Raw genomic sequence first — 20,740 nt, 5'->3', positions numbered from 1 at the left:
CGTCTAGGAAGCCGGGCTTAGCCCTTCAGGGCGTTGGCGCCGCCCACAATCTCGGAAATCTCTCTGGTGATCGCGGCCTGACGGGCCCGGTTGTACGCCAGCGTCAGCTTGGCGATCATCTCCTCGGCGTTGTCCGTGGCGTTGCCCATCGCCGTCATGCGGGCGCCGTGCTCGGACGCCTTGGACTCCAGCAGCGCCTGGTAGAAGATCGTCTCGGCGAACCGGGGCACCAGGGTGTTGAGCACCTCCTCGGGGGAGGGCTCGTAGATGTACTCCGCCTGGCCGTGGGCCTCCGCGCCCTTCGCCGGCTGGACCGGCAGGAGCTGCGCCTCCACGGGCCGCTGCGAGACGGCGTTGATGAACTCGGTGTAGACCAGCCGCACCTCGTCCACCTCGCCGGAGAGGTAGAGGTCGACCAGCTTCGTGACGATGCTGCGCGCCAGGGCGAACGTCATGTTGTCCCCCAGGCCGACCCACTCCATGACCGGCTGGATCTTGCGCTTCACGAAGTAGTCGCGGCCCTTGCGGCCAATGCAGATCAGCTTCACCGGGCGGCTCTCGGCCTGGATGGCCTGGTGCGCCTTCCGGATGACGTTGATGTTGAAGGAACCGGCCAGACCGCGGTCGGCGGTGATCACGACGTAGGCCACGGTGGGTGCGCCCTCGGGCTGACGGGCGAGCAACGGGTGGTTGGCCCCCGCCCCTGCCGCCACCAGGCGGCCCAGGGTCTTGGCCAGCTCCCGGGCGTACGGGCGTGCCGCCAGCACCTTCTCCTGCGCCCGGCGCAGCTTGGCCGCGTCCACCATCTTCATCGCCTTGGTGATCTGCTGCGTCGACTTGACGGCCTTGATCCGCCGGAGGACAGCCTTCTTGTTCTCAGCCAACTCTCGTCACCACCCTTACTGGTTGGCGGCGTTGGCGGCGGCGCGCTGGCCGTAACCCTGCTTGAAGGCCTCCACGGCGGCCCGCACCTCGGGCTCGATGTCCTTCCACTTGCTCACCGGGATCTTGGCGAGCAGGTCGGCGTGGTTGGCCTTGAAGTAGGTGTGCAGATCCTGCTCGAACTGCTGCACCTTCTCCAGCTCCAGGTCGTCGAGGAAACCGTTGGAGGCGGCGAAGATCGAGAGCACCTGCAGCTCCACCGGCAGCGGATGGTACTGCGGCTGCTTCAGGATCTCGGTGGTGCGCTGGCCGCGGATGATGCGGGCCTGCGTCGCCTTGTCCAGGTCGGAGCCGAACTGGGCGAAGGCCGCCAGCTCGCGGTACTGGGCGAGGTCGAGCTTCAGGGTACCGGAGACCCGCTTCATCGAGTCGATCTGGGCGGCGCCGCCGACGCGGGAGACCGAGATACCGACGTTGATGGCCGGGCGGACGCCGGCGTAGAACAGGTCGGAATCCAGGAAGATCTGCCCGTCGGTGATGGAGATGACGTTCGTCGGGATGTAGGCCGACACGTCGCCCGCCTGGGTCTCGATGATCGGCAGGGCGGTCAGCGAGCCGGCACCGTACTCGTCGCTCATCTTGGCGGCCCGCTCCAGCAGGCGGGAGTGCAGGTAGAAGACGTCGCCGGGGTACGCCTCACGGCCGGGCGGACGCCGCATCAGCAGCGACATCTCGCGGTAGGCGACGGCGTGCTTGGAGAGGTCGTCGTAGATGATGAGGGCGTGCATGCCGTTGTCGCGGAAGTACTCGCCCATGGCGCAGCCCGCGTACGGCGCGAGGAACTGGAGCGGGGCGGGATCGGAGGCCGTCGCCGAGACGACGATGGAGTACTCCATGGCGCCGGTCTCCTGCAGCCGGTGCACCACGCCGGCGATGGTGGAAGCCTTCTGGCCGATGCCGACGTAGATGCAGATGCAGTTCTGCCCCTTCTGGTTGATGATCGTGTCGATCGCGATGGCCGTCTTGCCGGTGCCGCGGTCGCCGATAATCAGCTCGCGCTGGCCGCGGCCGATGGGCGTCATGGAGTCGATGGCCTTCAGGCCGGTCTGCAGCGGCTCGTGCACCGACTTACGCGTGATGACGCCCGGCGCCTTCCGCTCGACGGGCAGGTAGGTGTCGGTCTCGATGGGGCCCTTGCCGTCCAGCGGCTGACCCAGGGCGTTGACGACGCGGCCGATCAGGGCCTTGCCGACGGGCACCTCGACGACACGGCCGGTCCGCCGGACCTCCATGCCCTCCTTGATGTCCTCGTCGGGGCCCAGGATGACGCAACCGATGTTGTCCTCCTCCAGGTTGAAGGCCATGCCCATGACCCCGTTGGGGAACTCCAGCAGCTCGGAGGCCATGCAGGACTCCAGGCCCCAGATGCGGGCGATGCCGTCGCCGACCTGGATGACCCGGCCGACGTTGGAGGTTTCAATCTCGTTGGAGAAACGCTCAATCTCCTGCTTCAGAATTGAGGAGATCTCCTCAGGCCGAATGCTCATCCCCGTCTCACCCCTCAATGACCTTGCTTTGCGAACTGATCAGCCGCTCACGCATGCGGCGCAGGCGGGTGCGGACGGAGCCGTCCATCAGCGTGTCGCCGACCCGCACGACCAGGCCGCCGATCAGTTCGGGGGCGACCTGGGTCCTGAACTTCACCCGCTTCCCGAGACGGGCTACGAGTTTGGCTTCAAGGTTGCGCGCCGTCTCCTCCGCGAGGGGAACGGCAGAACGGACCTCGACCTCCACGACCCCGAGGGCCTCGTTGGCCAGGTCCTGAAATGCGCGGTAGATCCCGGGCAGATAGGTCTCGCGCCGCTTCTGCACCACGACGTAGAGGAAGTGCAGCACCAGCGGGGAGACCTTGCCCTCCAGCACGCGGCCCAAGACCTCGCGCTTCTGGGCGGGCGAGATCACCGCGTCGTTGATGAATGCCCGCAGGTAGCCGTCTGCCTCGATCATCTGAAGCACCAGCTCAAGCTCACGGCTGACCTGGTCGAGCAGCCCCTTCTCCTGGGCCAGTTCGAAGAGGGCTTGAGCGTAGCGCCGGGATACGGCCTGGTTCAGCATTAGTGCTTCGCCACCTCTGCCACGAAGCTGTCAGCCAGCCGCCGCTGCTCCTCGGTGTCGAGGTTGCGCTCGATCACCTTGCCGGCGACCGCCACGGCCAGATTGGCGACCTCAAGCCGCAGCTCCGCCAGGGCCTTGGCCTTCTCCCGCTCGATGGTCTGGGTGGCCTGTTCGAGCAGCTCCGACGCCCTGGCCCGAGCGTCGGCCTCAATCTGCTCCTTGGCGGCGGTCGCGTTCTTCACGGCCTTGTTCAGGATCTCCTGGGCCTCGCGCTGCGCGTTGGCGATCTGCGCCTCGAACTCCTTGCGCAGGCGCTCCGCCTCGGCCCGGTCCTCGGCGGCCTTCTTCAGGTTGTTGTTAATCTCATCCTCGCGGGCCTGAATGGCGCCCAGCAGAGGCTTGTAGAGGAACTTGTACATCAGCCACAGCAGGATGGCGAAGTTGATGATGGTCCAGATCAGCTCGTTGGGCTCGGGGAAGATGTTGATACCGCCTTCCTCGGCTGCGAGCGTGAACAAGAAGAAGTCCAAAAAGAGTTCCCCCCCTCTCTAGTAAGGGGCGACCAGAGGTGACTAGCCCCGGGTCGCCCCCCTTCGAGCCTTAAACCCTTTTAGCCGAGGATGAAGATGATCAGCAGGCCGATCAGCAGGCCGTAAATCGCGATGGCCTCCATAAGGGCCAGGGACACGATCAGGGCGCCACGAACGTCGTTGGCGGCCTCGGGCTGACGCCAGATGGCGTCCATAGCGGCGGCGGTGGCCTTGCCCTGAGCCATGGTCGCGCCGATGGCGGCAACCGAGATGGCGAGCGCGGCAGCCAGAGCGATCCATGCGACTGCAGTCATGGTGCGGGTTCCCCTCCTTCACGAGTTAGAGAGATATTTCTCCAAGCTGCGGGCGACGAGCGCCCTCTTAGTCAATCCTCCCAGGGGTAAAGGAAGGGAGCGCCTTCCCTAGAGGGGGAGGAAAGCTAATACCTGCGTTAACGGGGCCCTAGTGTGCGGGGGCCGGGTGGTGCTCAGCCTCGCCCTCGTGGGCGTGGCCGTGACCGTGCGCACCGTGCGATTCGAGCACGGCGCCGATGTAGATCGCGGTAAGCGTCGTGAACACAACGGCCTGGATGGCGCCGAAGATCAGGCTGAGCAGCATGATGGGAATCGGCGCGATCATCGGGGCCAGGAAGATGATGACGGCCAGCAGCGTCTCCTCGCCGAAGATGTTGCCGAAGAGACGGAGCGACAGCGAGAAGGGATGTACGAACTCCTCAAGGATCGACAGCGGCCCCAGGTGCAGCAGGTGCTTCACCCAGCCCATGCCGCCGAGGTTCTTAATGGCGATCACCTGCACGGCGATGGCCACCACGATACCCAGGCCCAACGTGGTGCCCCAGCGCCCGGTCGGGGCGAAGAGGCCATAACCGACGGTCGGCAGAACGCCAAGGTAGTTCGAGAAGAGGATGAACAGGAAGAGCGTACCCAGCAGGGGCATATACTGCCGGGCGTACTGGCGACTGCCGATGAAGGAGGAGAACCATCCCTCGAGGAAGTCCAGCAGCAGTTCCATCGACCCGCGCAGCCGGGTGAAGCGGCCGTTGATCACCGCCCGGTTGATCACCACCGCCAGGGCAACGAGAACGGCGATGATCACCCACTGCGTGATGACCATGTTGTTGATTTCAAACAGCGTGTCCTTGAAAAAAACCCCGAATGGCTGGTGAATGTGGAACTCCCGCTCCCCCTCTGCAGCTGCGAGGCTGAACAGGAACGTCGTCACTCAAGTTTCCCCCCCTTCCGCAGGAAAACGGTGAAGAGCGAAACCTTCACGGCCACCGTGATGGACACCGCCGCCGCCACCAGGGCCGGGGCGCTGCGGGTCACCAGGTATAGGATGACCAGCGCAGCCGCATCCAACAGGTACCGTACAAAAAAAACAAGACCAATACCGCGCAGAGGTTCGATACCCGCGGCCCGGTTGTTTTCCATCTTGCGGAACAGGATCGCATTCGTGAGGCAGCCCCAGGCTGCGCCCACCAGGATACCCAGTAGTATGTCCGCTGCCACGACGAGCCGCCCCCTTCACGGGGTCAGGGCTGGCTTTGGGTCGGCGGTTGCTCGTCCCGGTCTCGCTCCGCCTTCTCGGCGCGCTCGATTACCCTGAGCCGCCGCAGGAGGCCGTTGAACGCCACGGCCAGCCCGAGGAGGATGCCGGCGGTCAGGAACAGGGGAGTGGTGTTCGCACGGCCGTCCAGCCACCACCCCAGGCCCCCGAAGATGATCAGGGAAGCCAGCAGGGTGTAGCCGAAATCGACCGCGACCAGGAGGTAGGGTGACCGGCGGGTTCTGCGTGACACCCTCTGCGTTACCTCCTCAACCGGTATCCGGTGAAATCCCCAAGGCGGATTATACAAAAGGACTCTCTAAAACACAAGGAAAAATGAGCCGTGGTGCCTTAGATTCAAGTATTCCAAGTGGTTAGGCCTGCGATAACACTCGGGCATACGGTCTAGTTCTTTCGTCTTGTCTTCCGCCTTTTCCTCCCGAGAGTTCACCCGAGGTCTACGCGCGGGGGTCAAACGGAGCCGGCATCTCCGGCAGGAAGCCGAACCGCCAGCCGAGGTACTCGGCGATGCGCCTGCTCGCCTGCCCGTCGCCGAAGGGGTTCTGAGCGCGCGCCATCCTCCGGTGCAGCTCCCCGTCGGTCAGCAGGCGCTCGCCGGCCGAATAGACGCCCTCGTAGCTGGTGCCCGAGAGGAGGATCACGCCGGCTTCCAGCGCCTCAGGCCGCTCGGTGGTCTCCCGCATCAGCACGTGCGGTACCCCCAGCGACGGTGTCTCCTCCTGAATGCCGCCCGAGTCGGTCATCGCCATGTACGACCTGGCCGCCAGGTGGATCATGTCGGGGTACGGCAGCGGGTCCAGCAGCAGGATGCGGGGGTGACCGCCGAGGATCGGCCAGGCCAGCTCCCGGACGGCAGGGTTGAGGTGGACAGCGTAGACCAGCAGCACGTCGGGGAACCGCTCCACCAGGTCGCGGATCGCCCGGAACATGTTGCGCATGGGCTCGCCCAGGTTCTCCCGCCGGTGGGCGGTCATCACCACCACCCGGTGCCGGTCGAAGTCGATCTCCCGGAGGGCCGGCACGCTGAACTCGTGCGGCTGGCGCAGCACCGTCAGCGCCGCGTCCACGCCCGTCTGCCCGGTGACGAAGATCGTCCCGGGGTCGACGCGCTCCGAGATGAGGTGCTCCCGGGCCCGGGGCGTAGGGGCGAACTGGATGTCGGCGATGATCCCGGCCATGCGCCGGTTGATCTCCTCGGGGTACGGGTTGTACTTGTCAAAGGTGCGCAGCCCCGCCTCCACGTGCCCCACGGGGATCTTGTGGTAGAAGGCCGCCAGTGCGCCGGCCGCCGTGGTGCTGGTGTCGCCGTGCACCAGCACGAGGTCGGGACGCTCCGCCGTCAGCAGGGCGTCCAGACCCGAGAGGGCGCGCACCATGATGTCGGTCAGCGTCTGACGCGGCTGCATGATGGCCAGGTCGTGGTCCGCGCGGAGGCCGAAGGCCTCGAAGACCTGGTCCAGCTGCTCCCGGTGCTGGCCGGTGGAGACCACCAGCGTCTCGAACCAGTCGGGGTGGCGGCGCAGCTCCTGGACCACCGGCGCCATCTTGATGCCTTCCGGCCGGGAGCCGAAGATCGCCATCACCTTGCGGCGTACAGCCACTGCGTTTCCTCCTCGGAATGTATGATGAAGCGAAAAGGAGGGTAAGAGGCGGCCCTCTCACCCTCCTGTTCTTCCCCCGATCACCGGCCGGAATGCTTCTCCTTCGTATGGGAGACCTCCAGCAGCCCCAGGCGGCGGGCGGCGCCGAAAGCGACCGCCAGCACCAGCCCGACGATGATCATCGCTCCGGCGAAGTTGACCTCCGTCACCGCCACGGCGGAGAAGCCCAGGGCCGCCGACACGGCCCACATCACCAGCACCGTGTTGCGGTGCGAGAGCCCGAGTCTGAGCAGGCGGTGGTGCAGGTGGTCCTTGTCGGCCTGGCCGATGGAGCGTCCACCGGCCAGCCGCCGCACGATGGCGAAGGCCGTGTCGAAGATGGGCACCGCCAGCGCGAGCACCGGCACCAGCACCGAGACCGCCAGGGCGCTCTTCATCACGCCGCTCACCGAGATGGCTGCCAGGGTGAGGCCCAGGAACATCGATCCGGCGTCGCCCATGAAGATCTTGGCCGGGTTGAAGTTGTACCGCAGGAACCCGATGGCCGCGCCGGCCAGCGCCGCCGAGAGCAGGATCGCCGCCGGGAGGGACTGCTGCAGCGAGACCACCAGCAGCGTGAGCGCCGCGATGGTGGAGATGCCGGCTGCCAGGCCGTCAAGGCCGTCGATGAAGTTCATCACGTTGATGAACGAGACGATCCAGATGATCGTCAGCGGCCCGGCCAGCAGCCCGAACGAGACCCACCGGTCGCCGAGCGGGCTGTAGATGCCCTGCACCTGGACCTGCCACGCCGGGAAGTAGACCAGCAGCGCGGCGATCAGCAACTGGCCCAGGAACTTGACCTTCGGCCGCAAGGGCCGGCGGTCGTCCCAGACGCCGAGCAGCATGATCAGACCGCCACAGACCAGGATGCCGACCACCTGCGGGTCTCTCAGGCCTCCGCCCGCGGCCATCGCGGCGGCGAACGCCACGTACATCGCGAGGCCGCCCAGGAACGGCTTCGGCTCCGTGTGGACGCTCCGACTCACCACCGGCGCCACGATGCCTGCGCGCAGTGCCAGCCTGCGTGCAAGCGGCGTCAGCACCAGCGATGCCACCAGTGCCAGCCCGAAGACGAGGCCTGCCTTTTCCAACATCTTGACCCATCTCCTAAACAGGGCTCCGCAGCACCGCCCTGAGCGACATAATGCCTGACTCCGGCTTTTGTTATTCTAAGCGCGAAGGGACAGGCTGTAAAGCTCAGGAATCATTGGAAGGCTGGAACCGCTCCATGACCACGCCCGCCTGCCGGGCCATCTCGAAGCCGATCTGCTCGCTGTAGCTCTCGAGATAGACGATCCGCTTGATCCCGGCGCCGATCAGCATCTTCGTGCAGTGGACGCAGGGGCTGCTGGTCACGTAGCAGGTGGCGCCGCGCAGATCGATGCCGTGCAGGGCCCCCTGAATGATCGCGTTCTGCTCCGCGTGGATCGCCCGCACGCAATGCCCGTCCACCATGAGGCAGCCCTCATCGGTGCAGTGGGGCAGCCCGGGGGGCGATCCGTTGTACCCGGTGGTCAGAATCCGCTTGTCCCTTACTAAGACGGCTCCCACCGACCTGCGGTTGCAGGTGGAGCGCTTGGCCACCACCTGGGCCAGCTCCATGAAGTACTCATCCCAGCTGGGCCGTGCCATCTGCATCCCCCCGCATTCGCTGGCCCTACTTGGTGCCGAAGAGCCGGTCGCCGGCGTCGCCGAGGCCCGGCACGATGTACGCGTGCTCGTTGAGCCGCTCGTCGAGGGCGGCGATGTAGATATCCACATCCGGGTGGGTCTCCTGTACGGCCTTGACGCCCTCGGGCGCCGCGATGAGGCAGAGCAGCTTGATCTTCACACCGCCCCGGCGCTTGATCAGGTCGAGGGCCGCCACCACGGAGCCGCCGGTGGCCAGCATCGGGTCGACGACGATCAGCTCGCGCTCGCTCAGGTCGGAGGGCAGCTTGCAGTAATATTCGACGGGCTGCAGCGTGCCAGGGTCGCGATAGAGGCCGATGTGGCCGACCCGGGCCGTCGGATAGAGGTTCAGGATGCCCTGCACCATGCCCAGGCCGGCGCGCAGGATGGGGATCAGGCCGATCTTCTCGCCGGCGAGCCGGCGGCACCTGGCCCTGGCGACGGGCGTCTCCACCTCCACCTCCTCGGTGGGCAGGTCCCGGGTCACCTCGTAGGCCATCAGCATGGCCACCTCATTGACCAGCTCGCGGAACTCCTTGGGGCCCGTATCCTTGTCACGAATGATGCTGAGCTTGTGCTGGATCAGCGGATGGTCAATGACGACAACCCTGGACATGGCCATCTCCCCTTTATGAAATCTCGTACACCGCACGCGCCCCGCCGATCAGCTTCGGACGCGTGCGGGCAGCCACCACCCGCGCCTGACCGATCATGGCGGTCTGCAGCCTCACCGGCACCGCCACATGGCGCAGGTGCATGCCGATCATCGTCAGACCGATGTCCAGACCGGCATGTGCGGCGATCTCCTCCACCACCACCGCCTCCGGCAGCCGGCGCATCGCCCGGGCGGCGAACGCCCCGCCCGCCTTCGGTACGGGCACCACGGACACCCGCTCCCAGCCGTACCGCTCGGCGGCGGCCGCGGGCACCACCAGCGCCCGGTTCAGGTGCTCGCAGCACTGGCAGGCCAGGTAGATGCCCGCCTCCTGCGCGGCCTCCCACAGGGGCTCCAGAACGGCCCCGGCCACGGCCTCGCTCCCGGCGCTGCCGATGCGGCGCCCCGTGATCTCGCTCGTGGAGCAGCCCACGACCAGTACCTGCCCGGGGGACAGGCCGGCCACGGCCAACAGCTCGTCCACCGCGGCCCTGGTCTGGGACCGCACCGCGGACAGGAACTCGTCGTCTACCTCCGCTGGCTCGCCGGCCCGGCCGGGCTCACCGGCCCTGAAGGACTCGCCGGTCACGAGAGACTCACCTGCCTTCGCGGGTCTCCAGGAGGCGGATCTTCTCCACCCGGCGGGCGTGGCGCCCGCCCTCGTGCTCGGTGGTGAAGAAGGCCCGCACAATCTCCTCGGCCACGCCCGGGCCGACCACGCGGGCTCCCAGGCAGAGGACGTTGGCGTCGTTGTGCGCCCGGGCCATCCGGGCGGAGTAGATCTCGTTGCACAGGGCCGCCCGCACCCCCGCCACCTTGTTGGCGGCGATGGACATGCCGAGGCCGGTGCCGCAGATCAGCACGCCGCGCTCGTAGGTCCCGGCGGCCACGCCCTCCGCCACCTTCTGCGCGTAGTCGGGGTAGTCGCACGAGCTGCGGTCGTGCGTGCCCAGGTCGGTCACCGTGTGCCCCAGGGACCCAAGCACGGAAATGACGGTCTCCTTGAGGTCGAGACCGCCATGGTCACAAGCTACTGCCACGTTCATCCGGCATTGCTCCCCTCGGTGCGAATTCGTGCCACAACGGACGGCATCAGCGCTTCCAGTCTGGCGGCTGTCCGCTGGTACTGCTCCAGCGGGCCGCCGAAGGGGTCGGGAAGGTCGGCGTCCTCTCCGGCGTACTCGCCCAGCGTGAACACCCGGCCAGCGGCCTCGGGGAAACGGGACCGCAGGGCATCCCGGTGGGCGCGCGTCATCGTCAGCACCAGGTCGTAGCCGTCCAGACGGAGGACGGGCCTGGAGCGGTGCCCCGAGAGGTCGATCCCCCGCTCCTGCATCACGGCGACGGCGTGGTCCGTCGCGGGGAGCCCCGGCAAGGCCCCGGTGCCGGCCGACTCGACGGTGAGCTCCCAGCCCGGCTGCTCCCGCTGCCAGAGATCCCTGAGCAGCGCCGCCGCCATGGGGCTGCGGCAGGTGTTGCCCGAGCAGACCAGCAGCACCCGCTGCACCCTCATACCTGGATCACCCGCCCGCCGGCCGCCTGACGCAGGCGGTTCATGATGGCTAGGCCGATGCCCGTCGTGGGCACGCCCTCGGCGAGAATCACGTCAACCCCGTGCCGGTCAAAGGCGCGCAGGGCGGCGAACAGGTCGCTGGCCACCCCGCCCAGGTCGGCCCGGGCGCCGTACTCCAGGATCACAGGGGCCACGTACACCCCGCGGCTCTCGGCGCTGCACAGGATACCCACCCGCTTCCCCTCCTCCAGGTACTCCATGGCGAGGTCGCGGATCTTGTCCTGCATCTGCATCACCGGGCCGTCCACCAGGATGAGGGGGGCACGGGGCGCGTAGTGCTTGTACTTCATGCCCGGCGAGCGCGGGCGCTCACCGGGATCCTCGCCGCGCACGGCCGGGGCGACCTCCACGGGGCCGACGGCCGCCTCCAGCTCCTCCAGCGTCACGCCGCCGGGCCTCAGCAGCACAGGCGGGTCGACGGTCACGTCCAGCACGGTGGACTCCACGCCCACGCCGGTCTCACCGGCGTCGAGCACCACCGGGATGCGGCCCGCCAGGTCCTCGAGGACGTGCTCGGCCGCGGTGGGGCTCGGCCGCCCCGACCGGTTGGCGCTGGGCGCCGCAATCGGCACGCCGGCCGCCCGCACCAGGGCCAGGGCCACGGGATGGTCGGGCATGCGCACGCCCACCGTGTCGAGGCCGCAGGTCACCTCCGGGGCCACCGCGGGACCCCGCCGCATCACCAGCGTCAGCGGACCGGGCCAGTAGAGGTCCATCAGCCGTTCAGCCACGGCCGGCACCTCGGACACCAGCCCCTCCAGCTGCGCCCGATCGGCGATGTGCACGATCAGCGGGTTGTCGGAAGGCCGGCCCTTGGCCGCGTAGATGCGCGCCACGGCCTCTCCGTCCAGCGCGCTGGCCCCGAGCCCGTAGACGGTCTCCGTGGGGAACGCGACCACGTCGCCCGCGCGCAGGATCGCAGCAGCCTCAGCGATGGCCGCCGGTTCCGGTTTCACCGCGTCCACCTGCAGCACCCGCGTTCCTGCTACCGTCCGCTCCACGATTTGCCCTCCCCCCGATCGGTTGCCCTAGCATCTCGCTAAATTTCGGGGCCAACCGTGCCATTTCCTGCCCGGTTCCTATGCGCGCGATCGCAAAGTTAGGATGCGAGGTCGACCGGTAAGATCCTCATGGGAAGTTGTGGTCTGCGCGGCCGGAACGGTCCGTTCGTGGGCAAACGAAACGAGCGCCGCCTCACGGTGCGACGCTCCCGAAAACGGCCCGGTCCACGCCGGCGGAATCCGGGTAGACCGCAATCCCCTCGAACCCGGCCGCCTGGAACAGCCCGGCCACCGCCTGGGCCTGGCCCGCGCCCACCTCGACGGCCAGGAATCCGCCGGGCCGCAGGAGCGATGGCGCCTCCCGCGCAAGGCGGCGGTAGAACGCCAGGGCGTCGGCGCCAGGCGAGAGGGCGATGCGCGGCTCCCAGTCCCGCACCTCGGGCATCAGTCCGGGGATCTCCGCCTCCCCGATGTAAGGCGGATTGCAAAGGATCGCAGCGAACCGCACCGCCCCGGACTCGGCGCGCAGCGGCGCCAAGAGGTCGCCCTGCCGGAACTCCACCCGGTCCGCCACGCCGTTGAGGCGGGCGTTCTCCGCCGCGACGGCCAGGGCCGCCGCGCTCACATCCACCGCCACCACCCGGGCGCGGGGAAGCAGGCGGGCGACCGCCACGGCAATCGCGCCGCTGCCGGTGCCCACATCGGCCACCAGCACCGGTTCCCGCCCCGCCTCCGCCGCCCTGGTCAGCCAAGCCACCGCCTGTTCCACCAGCACGGCCGTGTCCTGCCTCGGGATCAGCACGGCGGGGCTCACCTGGAAGGTCAGCCCCATGAACTCCTCGGTGCCGAGGATGTACTGCAGCGGCTCCCGGGCGGCGCGGCGGGCAACCAGCGCACCGAACGCCGCAGCCGCCGCCGGGGGGAGCGCCTCCGCCCGGCGGGCGGCCAGCGCTCCGGCCGTACAGCCCAGCACGTGGGCGAGCAGCCAGGCGGCCTCCCGGTCGGAGCCGTCGACGCCGGCCGCCGCGAGCCGCGCCCTCGCCTCGGCGAGCAGTTCGCCGACAGTGCCATCCCACCCGCCGGCCACGGCTGACTACGCCTCCGCGCCCTGCAACCGGGCGGCCTGCTCGTGCTGGGCCAGGGCGTCGATGATGTGGTCGATCTCGCCGTCCATGATGGACGTGATGTTGTGCACCGTGAGGCCGATGCGGTGGTCCGTCACCCGGTCCTGAGGGAAGTTGTAGGTACGGATCTTCTCCGACCGCTCGCCGGTGCCCACCTGGGCCCGACGGCGCTCCTCCTCGGCGCTCCGGGCCTGCTGGCTGTAGTAGTCGTACACCCGGGAGCGCAGCACCCGCATGGCCTTTTCCCGGTTCTGGATCTGCGACCGCTCGTCGGCGCAGTAGACCACGATGCCGGTGGGCAGGTGGGTCATGCGCACCGCGGACTCGGTCTTGTTGACGTGCTGTCCGCCGGCGCCGCCCGCCCGCTGGACCTCGATCTTCAGGTCCTCGGGCTTGATCTCGATGTCGATCTCCTCGGCCTCCGGCATCACCGCCACGGTGACGGTGGAGGTGTGGATGCGCCCCTGCGACTCGGTGACCGGCACCCGCTGCACCCGGTGGACCCCGCCCTCGTACTTCAGGCGGGAGTAGGCGCCCTCTGCGTTGATCTGGAAGAGCACCTCCTTCACGCCGCCGGCCTCGTTCTCGCTGATCGAGAGCACTTCGGTCTTCCACTTGTGCCGCTCGGCCAGGCGGGTGTACATGCGGAAGAGTTCCGCGGCGAAGAGCGAGGCCTCGTCGCCGCCGGCCCCGGCGCGGATCTCCATGATCACGTTCTTGTCGTCGTTGGGGTCCCGGGGCAGGAGCAGGATGCGCAGCTCCTCGTTGAGCTGCTCCAGCCGATCCTTGAGGTCCTTCAGTTCCTGGTTGAAGAGGGCGCGCTCCTCGGGATCCAGCGGACCCTCCAGCATCTCCAGCACGTCGTTCAGTTCCTGTTCGGCCTTCTGGTACGCCCGGAACTTCTCCACCACCGGGCCCAGCCGGTTGTGCTCGCGCGCCACCTGCTGGTACTCGGACGTGTTGTTGATGACCGACGGATCGCCCAGCTTGTAGGTCAGGTCCTCGTACCGCTGAACGACACCCTCCAGCTTCTCCTTCATTCGGGCATCCATGGGTTTCACCTCACCTGCGGGGATTCTGGGCATGGAAAAGGGGCGCGGGCAGGCCCGTGCCCCGTACAAAGCGGCGCTAACCCGGAAGGCCGTGGCCCCGGGCGGTCTCGAAGGAGGCGATGGCCACCTCCAGCTGGCTGTCATCGGGCTCGCGGGTGGTCAGGCCCTGCAGCCACATGCCGGGACGGCTCAGGGCGTTCACCAGCGCGTTGTCGGTCCGGCCGGCCAGGCGGATGAACTCGTAGGCCACGCCGGCCACCACCGGCAGCATCGCGAACCGCAGGAGGATGCGCAGCCACACGTTGTCCACGTTGACCAGCGAGAAGATCACGATGGAGATGACCACAACGTAGAGGAGAAAGCTGGTGCCGCAGCGCTTGTGCTCGCGCGAGTGGCGCCGTGCGTTCTCCACCGTAAGCTCGTCGCCGGCCTCGTAGGTGTTGATCACCTTGTGCTCGGCCCCGTGGTACTGGAAGACCCGCTGGATGTCCTTCATCATCGAGATGGCCAGGAGGTATCCGATGAAGAGCGCCAGCCGCAGCCCGCCCTCGACGAGGTGGGTCAGCAGCGGGCTTGCCGAGAGCGCCTTCACGTAGTTGGTCAGCAGGGTGGGCACGACCACGAAGAGGCCGATGGCCACGATGAAGCCCACGGCCGTGGTCACGGTCATCTCGCCCTTGCTGAGCTGCTCCTCGTCCGGCATCGCCTGGTTGGCCGAGAACATGAGCGCGCTGATGCCGTAGGACAGCGCCTCGACCATGGTCACCACGCCGCGCAGCAGCGGCAGCCGCAGGACCGGGTACCGCTGCATGACGGACCTGATCTCTTCCCGGTGGATCGCGATCTCGCCGTCCGGACGGCGGACGGCGATGGCCATCCACTTGGGACCGCGCATCATGACCCCCTCGATCACGGCCTGTCCGCCATAGACCCCCCGCTGTACGCTCATGCCCATCCCTCCCCTCTCGGTCTTCCAAGCAAATTGATGAAGAAAGCAGAGCGCGCTGGCTCTGCTTTCTTCGAACCCTTCTCTGGGTTACCGGCCGTACTTCTTCTTGAACCGGTCGATCCGGGAGCCGGCCTCCACGCGCGCAACCCGGCTGCCCGTGTAGAACGGATGGCAGTTGGCGCAGATTTCCACACGGATGTTCTTCTTGGTGGACAGCACCTCGTAGGTAGCGCCGCAGCCGCAGGTAATCGTGGTCTTCTCGACCTTCGGATGAATGCCAGGCTTCATTCTTTCCCAAACTCCCTTTCTGTCGCTTCGAACCCGGCGCCGTTACCAGGCGACCTGGTTGAGCAGTTGCGGCTGCTTTCAGGGCGCCGGTCTACGAAGACGGAGTCGCACCATCGCATTATAACACGCGCGAAATGTCGGTGGCAACGGCCATTGCAGGAGAATGGAGGGAGGCTAGCAAACCCTACTCCAGCACTTTGCGATGGTGCGGAGGTGAACCCTTGCTCCGTCTCTTTGCATACGCCGGCGCCCTCCAGATCCTCGTCCTCGCCCTGGCGCTGGCGACCCGCGCCGCGGCCCTGATCGCCCTCGCCCTGCTCCTGGGGCTGGCGATCGTCGCCGCCTTCGCCTTCCTGCAGCTGAGCCGTCCGCGGAAGCGGGGGACCATCCGCCTCACCGCGCTCGGCGGGCCGGTGTCGCTCGGGCACGACGAGCACGGAACGCCGCATGTCACCGCCGAGAACTGGCACGACCTCTTCCTGGCCCAGGGATACCTGGCGGCCCGGGAGCGGCTGTGGCAGATGGAGGTCGCACGCCGCACGGCAGCAGGCCGCCTGGCCGAGATCCGCGGGGAGGCGCTCCTGGAGCGCGACCGGCTCATGCGCACCCTCGGCCTGCAGCGGCTGGCCGAGCGCGCCCTGGCCGACTGCCCGGCCGACGTCCGCGCCTGCCTCGAGGCCTATGCAGACGGCGTGAACGCCTTCATCGCCGAGGGGCACCTGCCCCCGGAGTTCGCCCTCGCGCGCATCGTACCGGACCCGTGGCGGGCCGTGGACTCCCTGGCCGTCGCCAAGCTCCTGGCCTTCGAGCTCACCCTGCCCCTGGCGGACGAGCTGGTGCGCCTGCAAGTCGCCCGGGTGGCGGGGCCGGCCGCCGCGGCGGCCCTGTTCGCCGGCCCCGACCGGGGTGCGAGTCAAGATGCTGGCGTCGGTGCTGGCATCGGAGCGGCCGACGCGTCCGGGCTGCCCGAACTGGCCGACCTCTGCGAGCTGGCCGCGCACGCCCCGCAGACCATCGCCGGCGGCCTCGCCTGGGCTGTCTCCGGCGAGCGCACGGCCTCGGGCTTCCCCATCGCCGGCTGCGCGCTGGAGACGGCGCCACGCGCTCCCTCCCCGCTCCACCCGCTCGTCCTCTCGGGTCCAGAAGGCGCCCGCCTGGAGGGCGTCGCCCTCGCCGGGCTTCCCGGCCTCCTCGCGGGCCGGTCCCGCCACTTCGCCTGGGGGTTCGCGCCGGCGGGTTCCGGCGCCGCTGTGCTGGCTTTAGAGCCGGCCGATCCTCAAGGGGTCGCAGGGGGTACGCCACCGACCGCCGTTCAGACGTCTGGCAGCTCGATGGTCCCGACTGCCGCTCAGGTGTCGACCGCTTCGCCGGTGCACGGGAGCGTGGCACAATCCGCTCCTGCCGTGTGCGCAGGTGCTGCGGAGCCGTCCACAGCTGAGACGTCCGCCGGGACTCCGGAACCGCAGCGGTTGGAGATGTTCATCCGGGTGCGGGGACAGGGCCTCCCCGTCCCCCACACCATCGAGTTCGGTGCAGCGGGACCTGTCCTGGCCGCCGGCCCGTCCGGGAGGCTGGTGCTCCAGTCCCCGGTGCTTCAGCCCGCGGCGGAGGCAGCCGCGCTGCTGGGCATCAACCGGGCCCGCTCCTATGCCGAGTTCCGCGCGGCCCTGGCCGGGTGGACGGCTCCCGGACTGGCCGCCGTGTACGCCGGCATCGACGGCACGATCGCCCGGATTGAGACCGGCCCTGAGCTCAGGGAAGTGGTGAATCCGCCCGATGGCGTCGTCGTCGCCGGCCAGCCAGCCGGTGTCGCGGACAGGGCCCGCGGGTGGCTGGAGGCCCGGTCCGACTGGGATGCCGAGCGGCTCGCGCCGCTGTCGGTCGACACGGTGAGCGTGCAGGCCGCCACCCTGCTGCAGCCGATGCTCCAGGCGCTGCAGGAGGGCCTGCGCCAGGGCGTGTACGCCGAGAGCCTGTCGCAGCTGGAGAAGCAGGCGCTGCTGCTGCTCTCGGACTGGGACCGGGACGAGCCGGTGGGCTCCGGCGCAGCCTGCCTCTGGGAGCGCTGGTACTTCGCCCTGCTGGAGGACGTCTTCCGCCCCCGCATGGGGCTCACCCTGTTCAACCAGTTCGCCGCAACCCGCACCGGACTGGAGGCCGCGGAGCGGCTGCTGCTGCGCACCCTCTCCGGCGAGGAGAACCCCTGGCTGTCACTGGAGGGAGAGCTCGGCCTCCCGCGCCTCGCCCTGCAGGCGTTCCGGCGGACGGTTGCCTACCTGGCCGCGCGCCAGGGGCGCCGGCCCGAGTCCTGGTCCTGGGGCCGCGAGCACCAGGTCCGGTTCCGGCACAGCCTGGGTCAGGCCGTGCCCGCGCTGCGCCACCTGGCCGACCTCGGTCCCTTCCCGCTGAGCGGCGGCCCGTCTTCGATCAACCGCAGCGGACCCGCGCCGGCCGACCCGGGCGTCGTCCGCACCGCCACCACCTACCGGCGCATCGACGACCTGAGTGGCTTGGGCGCCTCAGCAGCCATCCTGGCCCCCGGCGCGGCCGGGCACCCCCTGGACCCGTCCTTCGCCGACCGCATCGTCCCGTGGTTGCGGGGCGAACTGACTCGGGCGCAGGCGGGGAGCGGCAGTGCCGAGTTTCGCATGCTGCCCCCGCCGGCGTAGCACTGGCTCAGGTGGATAGGCCACCCGGGCAAGAGGTAAACGACAAGGATTTGAGCCACCTCGGGTGACCGGGGTGGCTCAAATCCTTGCTATCTAAGTCGGACGCACGGAGCCGGGGATTGGCCGCCGATGTGTCGAGTGTCCGTTTGAACAGTCTTGCCCCCTGGCGACTGGTCAGCAGAACCCCGATCCGCCGCACTTGAAAGGTAGATCAGAAAAGACCGCCGAATAAGTTCTCCATCATTTTCTACGTGGGGGTTGAGCCATGGCTGTCACAACGCGTAGGCAGCGCCAGACACAGAAGGGGAAGAGGCGGCTGGCACGCTGGCTGAGCTACGCTGCACTGGGCCTGGTGGTCGTCCTGCTGCTGGGTCTGGCCGGTGGGTACGCATACGCCCGGCGGAGCCTGCCCCGCACCAGCGGCGAACTGGCGCTGCCCGGACTCCGGGCGCCGGTCACGGTCTACCGGGACGAGTGGGGCGTTCCGCACATCGTGGCCGAGAACGAGCACGACCTCTACATGGCACAGGGCTACGTGGTGGCCCAGGACCGGCTCTTCCAGCTCGACCTGACCCGGCGTGCCGCCGCCGGTCGCCTCGCCGAGGTGATCGGGCCGAGCCAGCTGGAAACGGACAAGTTCTTCCGGGCGCTCAACCTGAAGCGGGCGGCCGAGGCCTCGGTCAGGGCGTACAGCCCCTGGGCCACCGAGCTGCTGGAGGCCTACGCGAAAGGCGTGAACGCCTACATCGAGGAGGCGATTGCGCACAAGCGCTTGCCCGTGGAGTTCACGCTGCTGGGGTACGTGCCTGAGCCCTGGACGCCGGTCGATTCGGCCCTCATCGGCAAGATCATGGCCTATGACCTGGGCGGCAACTTCGAGGCGGAGGTCTACCGGCTGCAGCTGCGCAACACGGTCGGCGCGGAACTGGCCGACCAGCTGATGCCCGCCTACCCGGCCGACGGCATCACGATGATCCGCTATCGCGCCGGTAGCGCCGCTGATGATCAGGAAGCCACGCCGCGTGCCATGGCCGTTGTCGATCGGGAAGCCGCGCCCGGCTCCGTGGCCGCCGGCGAGCGGACCAGCGTTGCCGGCAGCAGCCTGGACCTCAGCGGGCTGCTGGCCCTGCTGCGCGCCCCCGACGAGGGGCGGGGCTCCAACAACTGGGTCATCTCGGGTGAGCTCACCCGCACCGGCAAGCCGCTGCTGGCCAACGACCCCCATCTCGGCGCCCGCACCCCGTCGATCTGGTACGAGCAGCACCTGGTGATTCCGGGGCAGATCAACGCCTACGGCGTCATGTTCCCCGGGGCGCCGGGCATCGTCATCGGCCAGAACGACCGCATCGCCTGGGGCGTCACCAATACCAACCCCGACGTGCAGGATCTCTACATCGAAAGACGCAACCCCGACAACCCCTACCAGTTCGAGTACATGGGCCGCTGGGAGGACGCGCAGGTCTACCGGGAGCTGATCCCGGTGAAGGGCCAGGATCCGGTCCCCTTCGAGGTGGTGGTGACCCGTCACGGGCCGATCATCTCGGAGGTGGCAGGCGACGCCGACAACCGGCCGGAGGAGGCCCTGGCCCTGAAGTGGACCGCCCACATGGGCACGCCTGAGCTCGAGGCCGTGCTGCTCTTCCTCAAGGCCCGCAACTGGGAGGAGTTCCGGGACGCCCTGCGCTCCTTCCACGTGCCCACCCAGAACTTCGTCTTCGCCGACGTCGAGGGCACCATCGCCTACCGAACCGGCGGCCTGGTGCCCATCCGCCGGCAGGGCGACGGCCTGCTGCCCGTACCGGGCTGGACGGACGAGTACGAGTGGACCGGCTTCGTCCCCTTCGAACAGATGCCCGAGGCCGTCAATCCCCCCGAGGGCTACATCGTCACGGCGAACAACAAGGTCATCGACGACGCCTATCCCTACTTCCTCACCTACTCGTGGGCACAGCCCTACCGCGCGATGCGCATCGTCGAGATGATCGAGGCCGCGAGGGGCGACCTCACCACGGACCACATGCGGGCCATGCAGGTGGACTACACCAACCTGCACGCCCGCACGCTGCTCCCGGTGCTGCTGCCCGCGGTGGAGCAGGCCGACCTGGGGGAGCCGGCCCGGTCAGCCCTGGCGCTGCTGAAGGCCTGGGACCACGTGGACAGCGCGGACCAGGGCGCCCCTCTCGTCTTCCACCTCTGGTGGGACGAGCTGACGCGGCGGCTCTACCAGCCGCTGATGGGCGAGGCGCTCTACAAGCGCATGGCCGACAAGGGGAACGTGACCGACCTGGCCCTGCTGGCGGCCGCCGAGGGGCGTCCCAACGGCTGGATCGAGGCCGCGGGCGGGCTTGAGCGGCTCGCGGTGGAGTCGTTCCTGGCGGCGGTCGACCGGGCGGTCGCGCTGCAGGGCAGGGATCCGTCCAGGTGGGCCTGGGGCCGGTACCACCGGCTGCAGCCACCCCATCCCGTGGGTTCCGCCGCGGCCCCCCTCGGCTGGCTCTTCAACCCGACGCGCTATCCCATCGGCGGCAGCGGCGTCACCGTCGGGGCCATGTCCTTCGGCGCCGACGGCATGGTACGGACGTTCGCCCCCTGGCGGCAGGTGGTGGACCTGGCGGACCCGACGGGCAACAGCTGGTCCATCGTCACCCCCGGGCAGTCCGGCCACTTCCTGAGCCCGCACTACGACGACCAGTCGCCCCTGCACCAGCGCGGCGATCTCCTGCGCCGGGACTTCACGGGCTACACCGCAGGCCGTGCCCTTCGGCTGGTGCCGGACGGGCAGTAAGCAGTCCAGTTGGGGAGTAAGTCCTCGGGCTGCACGGCAGGCCCCGCGGTTGGCACCCGCCGGCAAGCAGCCTTTCGGACTGCAGCGCAGGACCGCGCCCTGCGGCTGCTGCCGGCAGTCAGAATAGAGTAGGGGCTGGCCTTTCGGCCAACGCCCCCTCGTCAAACCGGACGTGCAGTTTTCCCGCATCCGGCTTCCGCCGGTCGTAGCCCTACA

At 68.5% G+C, this 20,740-nt stretch carries 22 protein-coding genes; 2 read left to right on the top strand and 20 right to left on the bottom strand.

The window, feature by feature from the left end:
- Nucleotides 1-17: 17 nt before the first annotated feature.
- From atpG to rpmE, 20 genes are all read right to left on the bottom strand, one after another.
- Nucleotides 18-884: an ATP synthase F1 subunit gamma gene (gene atpG, locus J2Z79_RS15870; RefSeq protein WP_209467878.1), complete on the bottom strand. Its 867-nt coding sequence runs from the start codon at nucleotides 882-884 to the stop codon at nucleotides 18-20.
- A 15-nt stretch (nucleotides 885-899) separates the two neighbouring features.
- Nucleotides 900-2,429: a F0F1 ATP synthase subunit alpha gene (gene atpA / locus J2Z79_RS15865; RefSeq protein WP_209467877.1), complete on the bottom strand. Its 1,530-nt coding sequence runs from the start codon at nucleotides 2,427-2,429 to the stop codon at nucleotides 900-902.
- A gap of 7 nt (nucleotides 2,430-2,436) precedes the next feature.
- Nucleotides 2,437-2,997: a F0F1 ATP synthase subunit delta gene (locus J2Z79_RS15860; RefSeq protein ID WP_209467876.1), complete on the bottom strand. Its 561-nt coding sequence runs from the start codon at nucleotides 2,995-2,997 to the stop codon at nucleotides 2,437-2,439.
- Entirely contained in the window at nucleotides 2,997-3,527 is a 531-nt protein-coding gene (gene atpF, locus J2Z79_RS15855; protein WP_209467875.1) for a F0F1 ATP synthase subunit B, read from the bottom strand. Before atpF ends, J2Z79_RS15860 begins: the two co-directional genes overlap by 1 nt.
- An 80-nt stretch (nucleotides 3,528-3,607) precedes the next feature.
- Complete coding sequence (locus tag J2Z79_RS15850) at nucleotides 3,608-3,841, bottom strand: ATP synthase F0 subunit C (protein WP_209467874.1); 234 nt, start codon at nucleotides 3,839-3,841, stop codon at nucleotides 3,608-3,610.
- A 148-nt stretch (nucleotides 3,842-3,989) separates the two neighbouring features.
- Complete coding sequence (locus tag J2Z79_RS15845; protein WP_209467873.1) at nucleotides 3,990-4,769, bottom strand: F0F1 ATP synthase subunit A; 780 nt, start codon at nucleotides 4,767-4,769, stop codon at nucleotides 3,990-3,992.
- Nucleotides 4,766-5,056: a hypothetical protein gene (locus tag J2Z79_RS15840; RefSeq protein ID WP_209467872.1), complete on the bottom strand. Its 291-nt coding sequence runs from the start codon at nucleotides 5,054-5,056 to the stop codon at nucleotides 4,766-4,768. The genes J2Z79_RS15845 and J2Z79_RS15840 overlap by 4 nt, the downstream gene beginning before the upstream one ends.
- A gap of 23 nt (nucleotides 5,057-5,079) precedes the next feature.
- Entirely contained in the window at nucleotides 5,080-5,346 is a 267-nt protein-coding gene (locus J2Z79_RS15835) for an AtpZ/AtpI family protein (protein ID WP_342589517.1), read from the bottom strand.
- Nucleotides 5,347-5,551: 205 nt separating this feature from the next.
- Nucleotides 5,552-6,715: a non-hydrolyzing UDP-N-acetylglucosamine 2-epimerase gene (wecB, locus tag J2Z79_RS15830; RefSeq protein WP_483439827.1), complete on the bottom strand. Its 1,164-nt coding sequence runs from the start codon at nucleotides 6,713-6,715 to the stop codon at nucleotides 5,552-5,554.
- A gap of 80 nt (nucleotides 6,716-6,795) precedes the next feature.
- Nucleotides 6,796-7,851 (bottom strand): MraY family glycosyltransferase, encoded by a 1,056-nt coding sequence (locus J2Z79_RS15825; protein ID WP_209467871.1) that lies wholly within the window; start codon nucleotides 7,849-7,851, stop codon nucleotides 6,796-6,798.
- A gap of 103 nt (nucleotides 7,852-7,954) precedes the next feature.
- Complete coding sequence (locus J2Z79_RS15820) at nucleotides 7,955-8,389, bottom strand: deoxycytidylate deaminase (protein ID WP_209467870.1); 435 nt, start codon at nucleotides 8,387-8,389, stop codon at nucleotides 7,955-7,957.
- 25 nt (nucleotides 8,390-8,414) lie between these two features.
- Entirely contained in the window at nucleotides 8,415-9,044 is a 630-nt protein-coding gene (gene upp / locus J2Z79_RS15815; RefSeq protein WP_209467869.1) for a uracil phosphoribosyltransferase, read from the bottom strand.
- Between the two features lie 13 nt (nucleotides 9,045-9,057).
- Nucleotides 9,058-9,591 (bottom strand): TIGR01440 family protein, encoded by a 534-nt coding sequence (locus J2Z79_RS15810; RefSeq protein WP_209467907.1) that lies wholly within the window; start codon nucleotides 9,589-9,591, stop codon nucleotides 9,058-9,060.
- A gap of 88 nt (nucleotides 9,592-9,679) precedes the next feature.
- Complete coding sequence (rpiB, locus tag J2Z79_RS15805) at nucleotides 9,680-10,129, bottom strand: ribose 5-phosphate isomerase B (protein ID WP_209467868.1); 450 nt, start codon at nucleotides 10,127-10,129, stop codon at nucleotides 9,680-9,682.
- Nucleotides 10,126-10,596 (bottom strand): low molecular weight protein arginine phosphatase, encoded by a 471-nt coding sequence (locus J2Z79_RS15800; protein WP_209467867.1) that lies wholly within the window; start codon nucleotides 10,594-10,596, stop codon nucleotides 10,126-10,128. The genes rpiB and J2Z79_RS15800 overlap by 4 nt, the downstream gene beginning before the upstream one ends.
- A complete protein-coding gene (locus J2Z79_RS15795; protein WP_209467866.1) occupies nucleotides 10,593-11,657 on the bottom strand; it encodes an L-threonylcarbamoyladenylate synthase in 1,065 nt (354 codons plus the stop codon). The genes J2Z79_RS15800 and J2Z79_RS15795 overlap by 4 nt, the downstream gene beginning before the upstream one ends.
- Before the next feature lie 193 nt (nucleotides 11,658-11,850).
- Nucleotides 11,851-12,744: a peptide chain release factor N(5)-glutamine methyltransferase gene (gene prmC / locus J2Z79_RS15790; protein ID WP_209467865.1), complete on the bottom strand. Its 894-nt coding sequence runs from the start codon at nucleotides 12,742-12,744 to the stop codon at nucleotides 11,851-11,853.
- Between the two features lie 6 nt (nucleotides 12,745-12,750).
- Nucleotides 12,751-13,821, bottom strand: coding sequence for a peptide chain release factor 1 (gene prfA, locus J2Z79_RS15785; RefSeq protein WP_209467906.1), 1,071 nt, complete (start codon nucleotides 13,819-13,821; stop codon nucleotides 12,751-12,753).
- Nucleotides 13,822-13,909: 88 nt separating this feature from the next.
- The gene (locus tag J2Z79_RS15780) at nucleotides 13,910-14,782 is read right to left on the bottom strand and encodes a DUF1385 domain-containing protein (protein WP_209467864.1); all 873 of its coding nucleotides are present in this window, start codon (nucleotides 14,780-14,782) and stop codon (nucleotides 13,910-13,912) included.
- 87 nt (nucleotides 14,783-14,869) lie between these two features.
- The gene (gene rpmE / locus J2Z79_RS15775) at nucleotides 14,870-15,070 is read right to left on the bottom strand and encodes a 50S ribosomal protein L31 (protein WP_209467863.1); all 201 of its coding nucleotides are present in this window, start codon (nucleotides 15,068-15,070) and stop codon (nucleotides 14,870-14,872) included.
- A gap of 221 nt (nucleotides 15,071-15,291) precedes the next feature.
- Between rpmE and J2Z79_RS15770 the strand changes: the two genes are divergently transcribed.
- Nucleotides 15,292-17,739: a penicillin acylase family protein gene (locus J2Z79_RS15770; RefSeq protein WP_209467862.1), complete on the top strand. Its 2,448-nt coding sequence runs from the start codon at nucleotides 15,292-15,294 to the stop codon at nucleotides 17,737-17,739.
- Between the two features lie 265 nt (nucleotides 17,740-18,004).
- Nucleotides 18,005-20,524, top strand: coding sequence for a penicillin acylase family protein (locus tag J2Z79_RS15765; RefSeq protein WP_209467861.1), 2,520 nt, complete (start codon nucleotides 18,005-18,007; stop codon nucleotides 20,522-20,524).
- Nucleotides 20,525-20,740: the final 216 nt, after the last annotated feature.

Source organism: Symbiobacterium terraclitae (assembly GCF_017874315.1).
In the GTDB taxonomy this organism is placed as follows: Bacteria; Bacillota; Sulfobacillia; order Symbiobacteriales; family Symbiobacteriaceae; genus Symbiobacterium; species Symbiobacterium terraclitae.
The sequence above is the reverse complement of the archived record's forward strand: the minus strand, read 5'-3'. Positions and strand labels throughout refer to the sequence as shown.

Coding starts and splice junctions, on each gene's coding strand:
- J2Z79_RS15825 (WP_209467871.1), bottom strand. CDS start 7,851: ATGTTGGAAAAGGCAGGCCTCGTCTTCGGGCTGGCACTGGTGGCATCG.
- J2Z79_RS15820 (WP_209467870.1), bottom strand. CDS start 8,389: ATGGCACGGCCCAGCTGGGATGAGTACTTCATGGAGCTGGCCCAGGTG.
- J2Z79_RS15765 (WP_209467861.1), top strand. CDS start 18,005: ATGGCTGTCACAACGCGTAGGCAGCGCCAGACACAGAAGGGGAAGAGG.
- prfA (WP_209467906.1), bottom strand. CDS start 13,821: ATGAAGGAGAAGCTGGAGGGTGTCGTTCAGCGGTACGAGGACCTGACC.
- atpA (WP_209467877.1), bottom strand. CDS start 2,429: ATGAGCATTCGGCCTGAGGAGATCTCCTCAATTCTGAAGCAGGAGATT.
- J2Z79_RS15800 (WP_209467867.1), bottom strand. CDS start 10,596: ATGAGGGTGCAGCGGGTGCTGCTGGTCTGCTCGGGCAACACCTGCCGC.
- upp (WP_209467869.1), bottom strand. CDS start 9,044: ATGTCCAGGGTTGTCGTCATTGACCATCCGCTGATCCAGCACAAGCTC.
- J2Z79_RS15850 (WP_209467874.1), bottom strand. CDS start 3,841: ATGACTGCAGTCGCATGGATCGCTCTGGCTGCCGCGCTCGCCATCTCG.
- rpmE (WP_209467863.1), bottom strand. CDS start 15,070: ATGAAGCCTGGCATTCATCCGAAGGTCGAGAAGACCACGATTACCTGC.
- rpiB (WP_209467868.1), bottom strand. CDS start 10,129: ATGAACGTGGCAGTAGCTTGTGACCATGGCGGTCTCGACCTCAAGGAG.
- J2Z79_RS15860 (WP_209467876.1), bottom strand. CDS start 2,997: ATGCTGAACCAGGCCGTATCCCGGCGCTACGCTCAAGCCCTCTTCGAA.
- J2Z79_RS15780 (WP_209467864.1), bottom strand. CDS start 14,782: ATGAGCGTACAGCGGGGGGTCTATGGCGGACAGGCCGTGATCGAGGGG.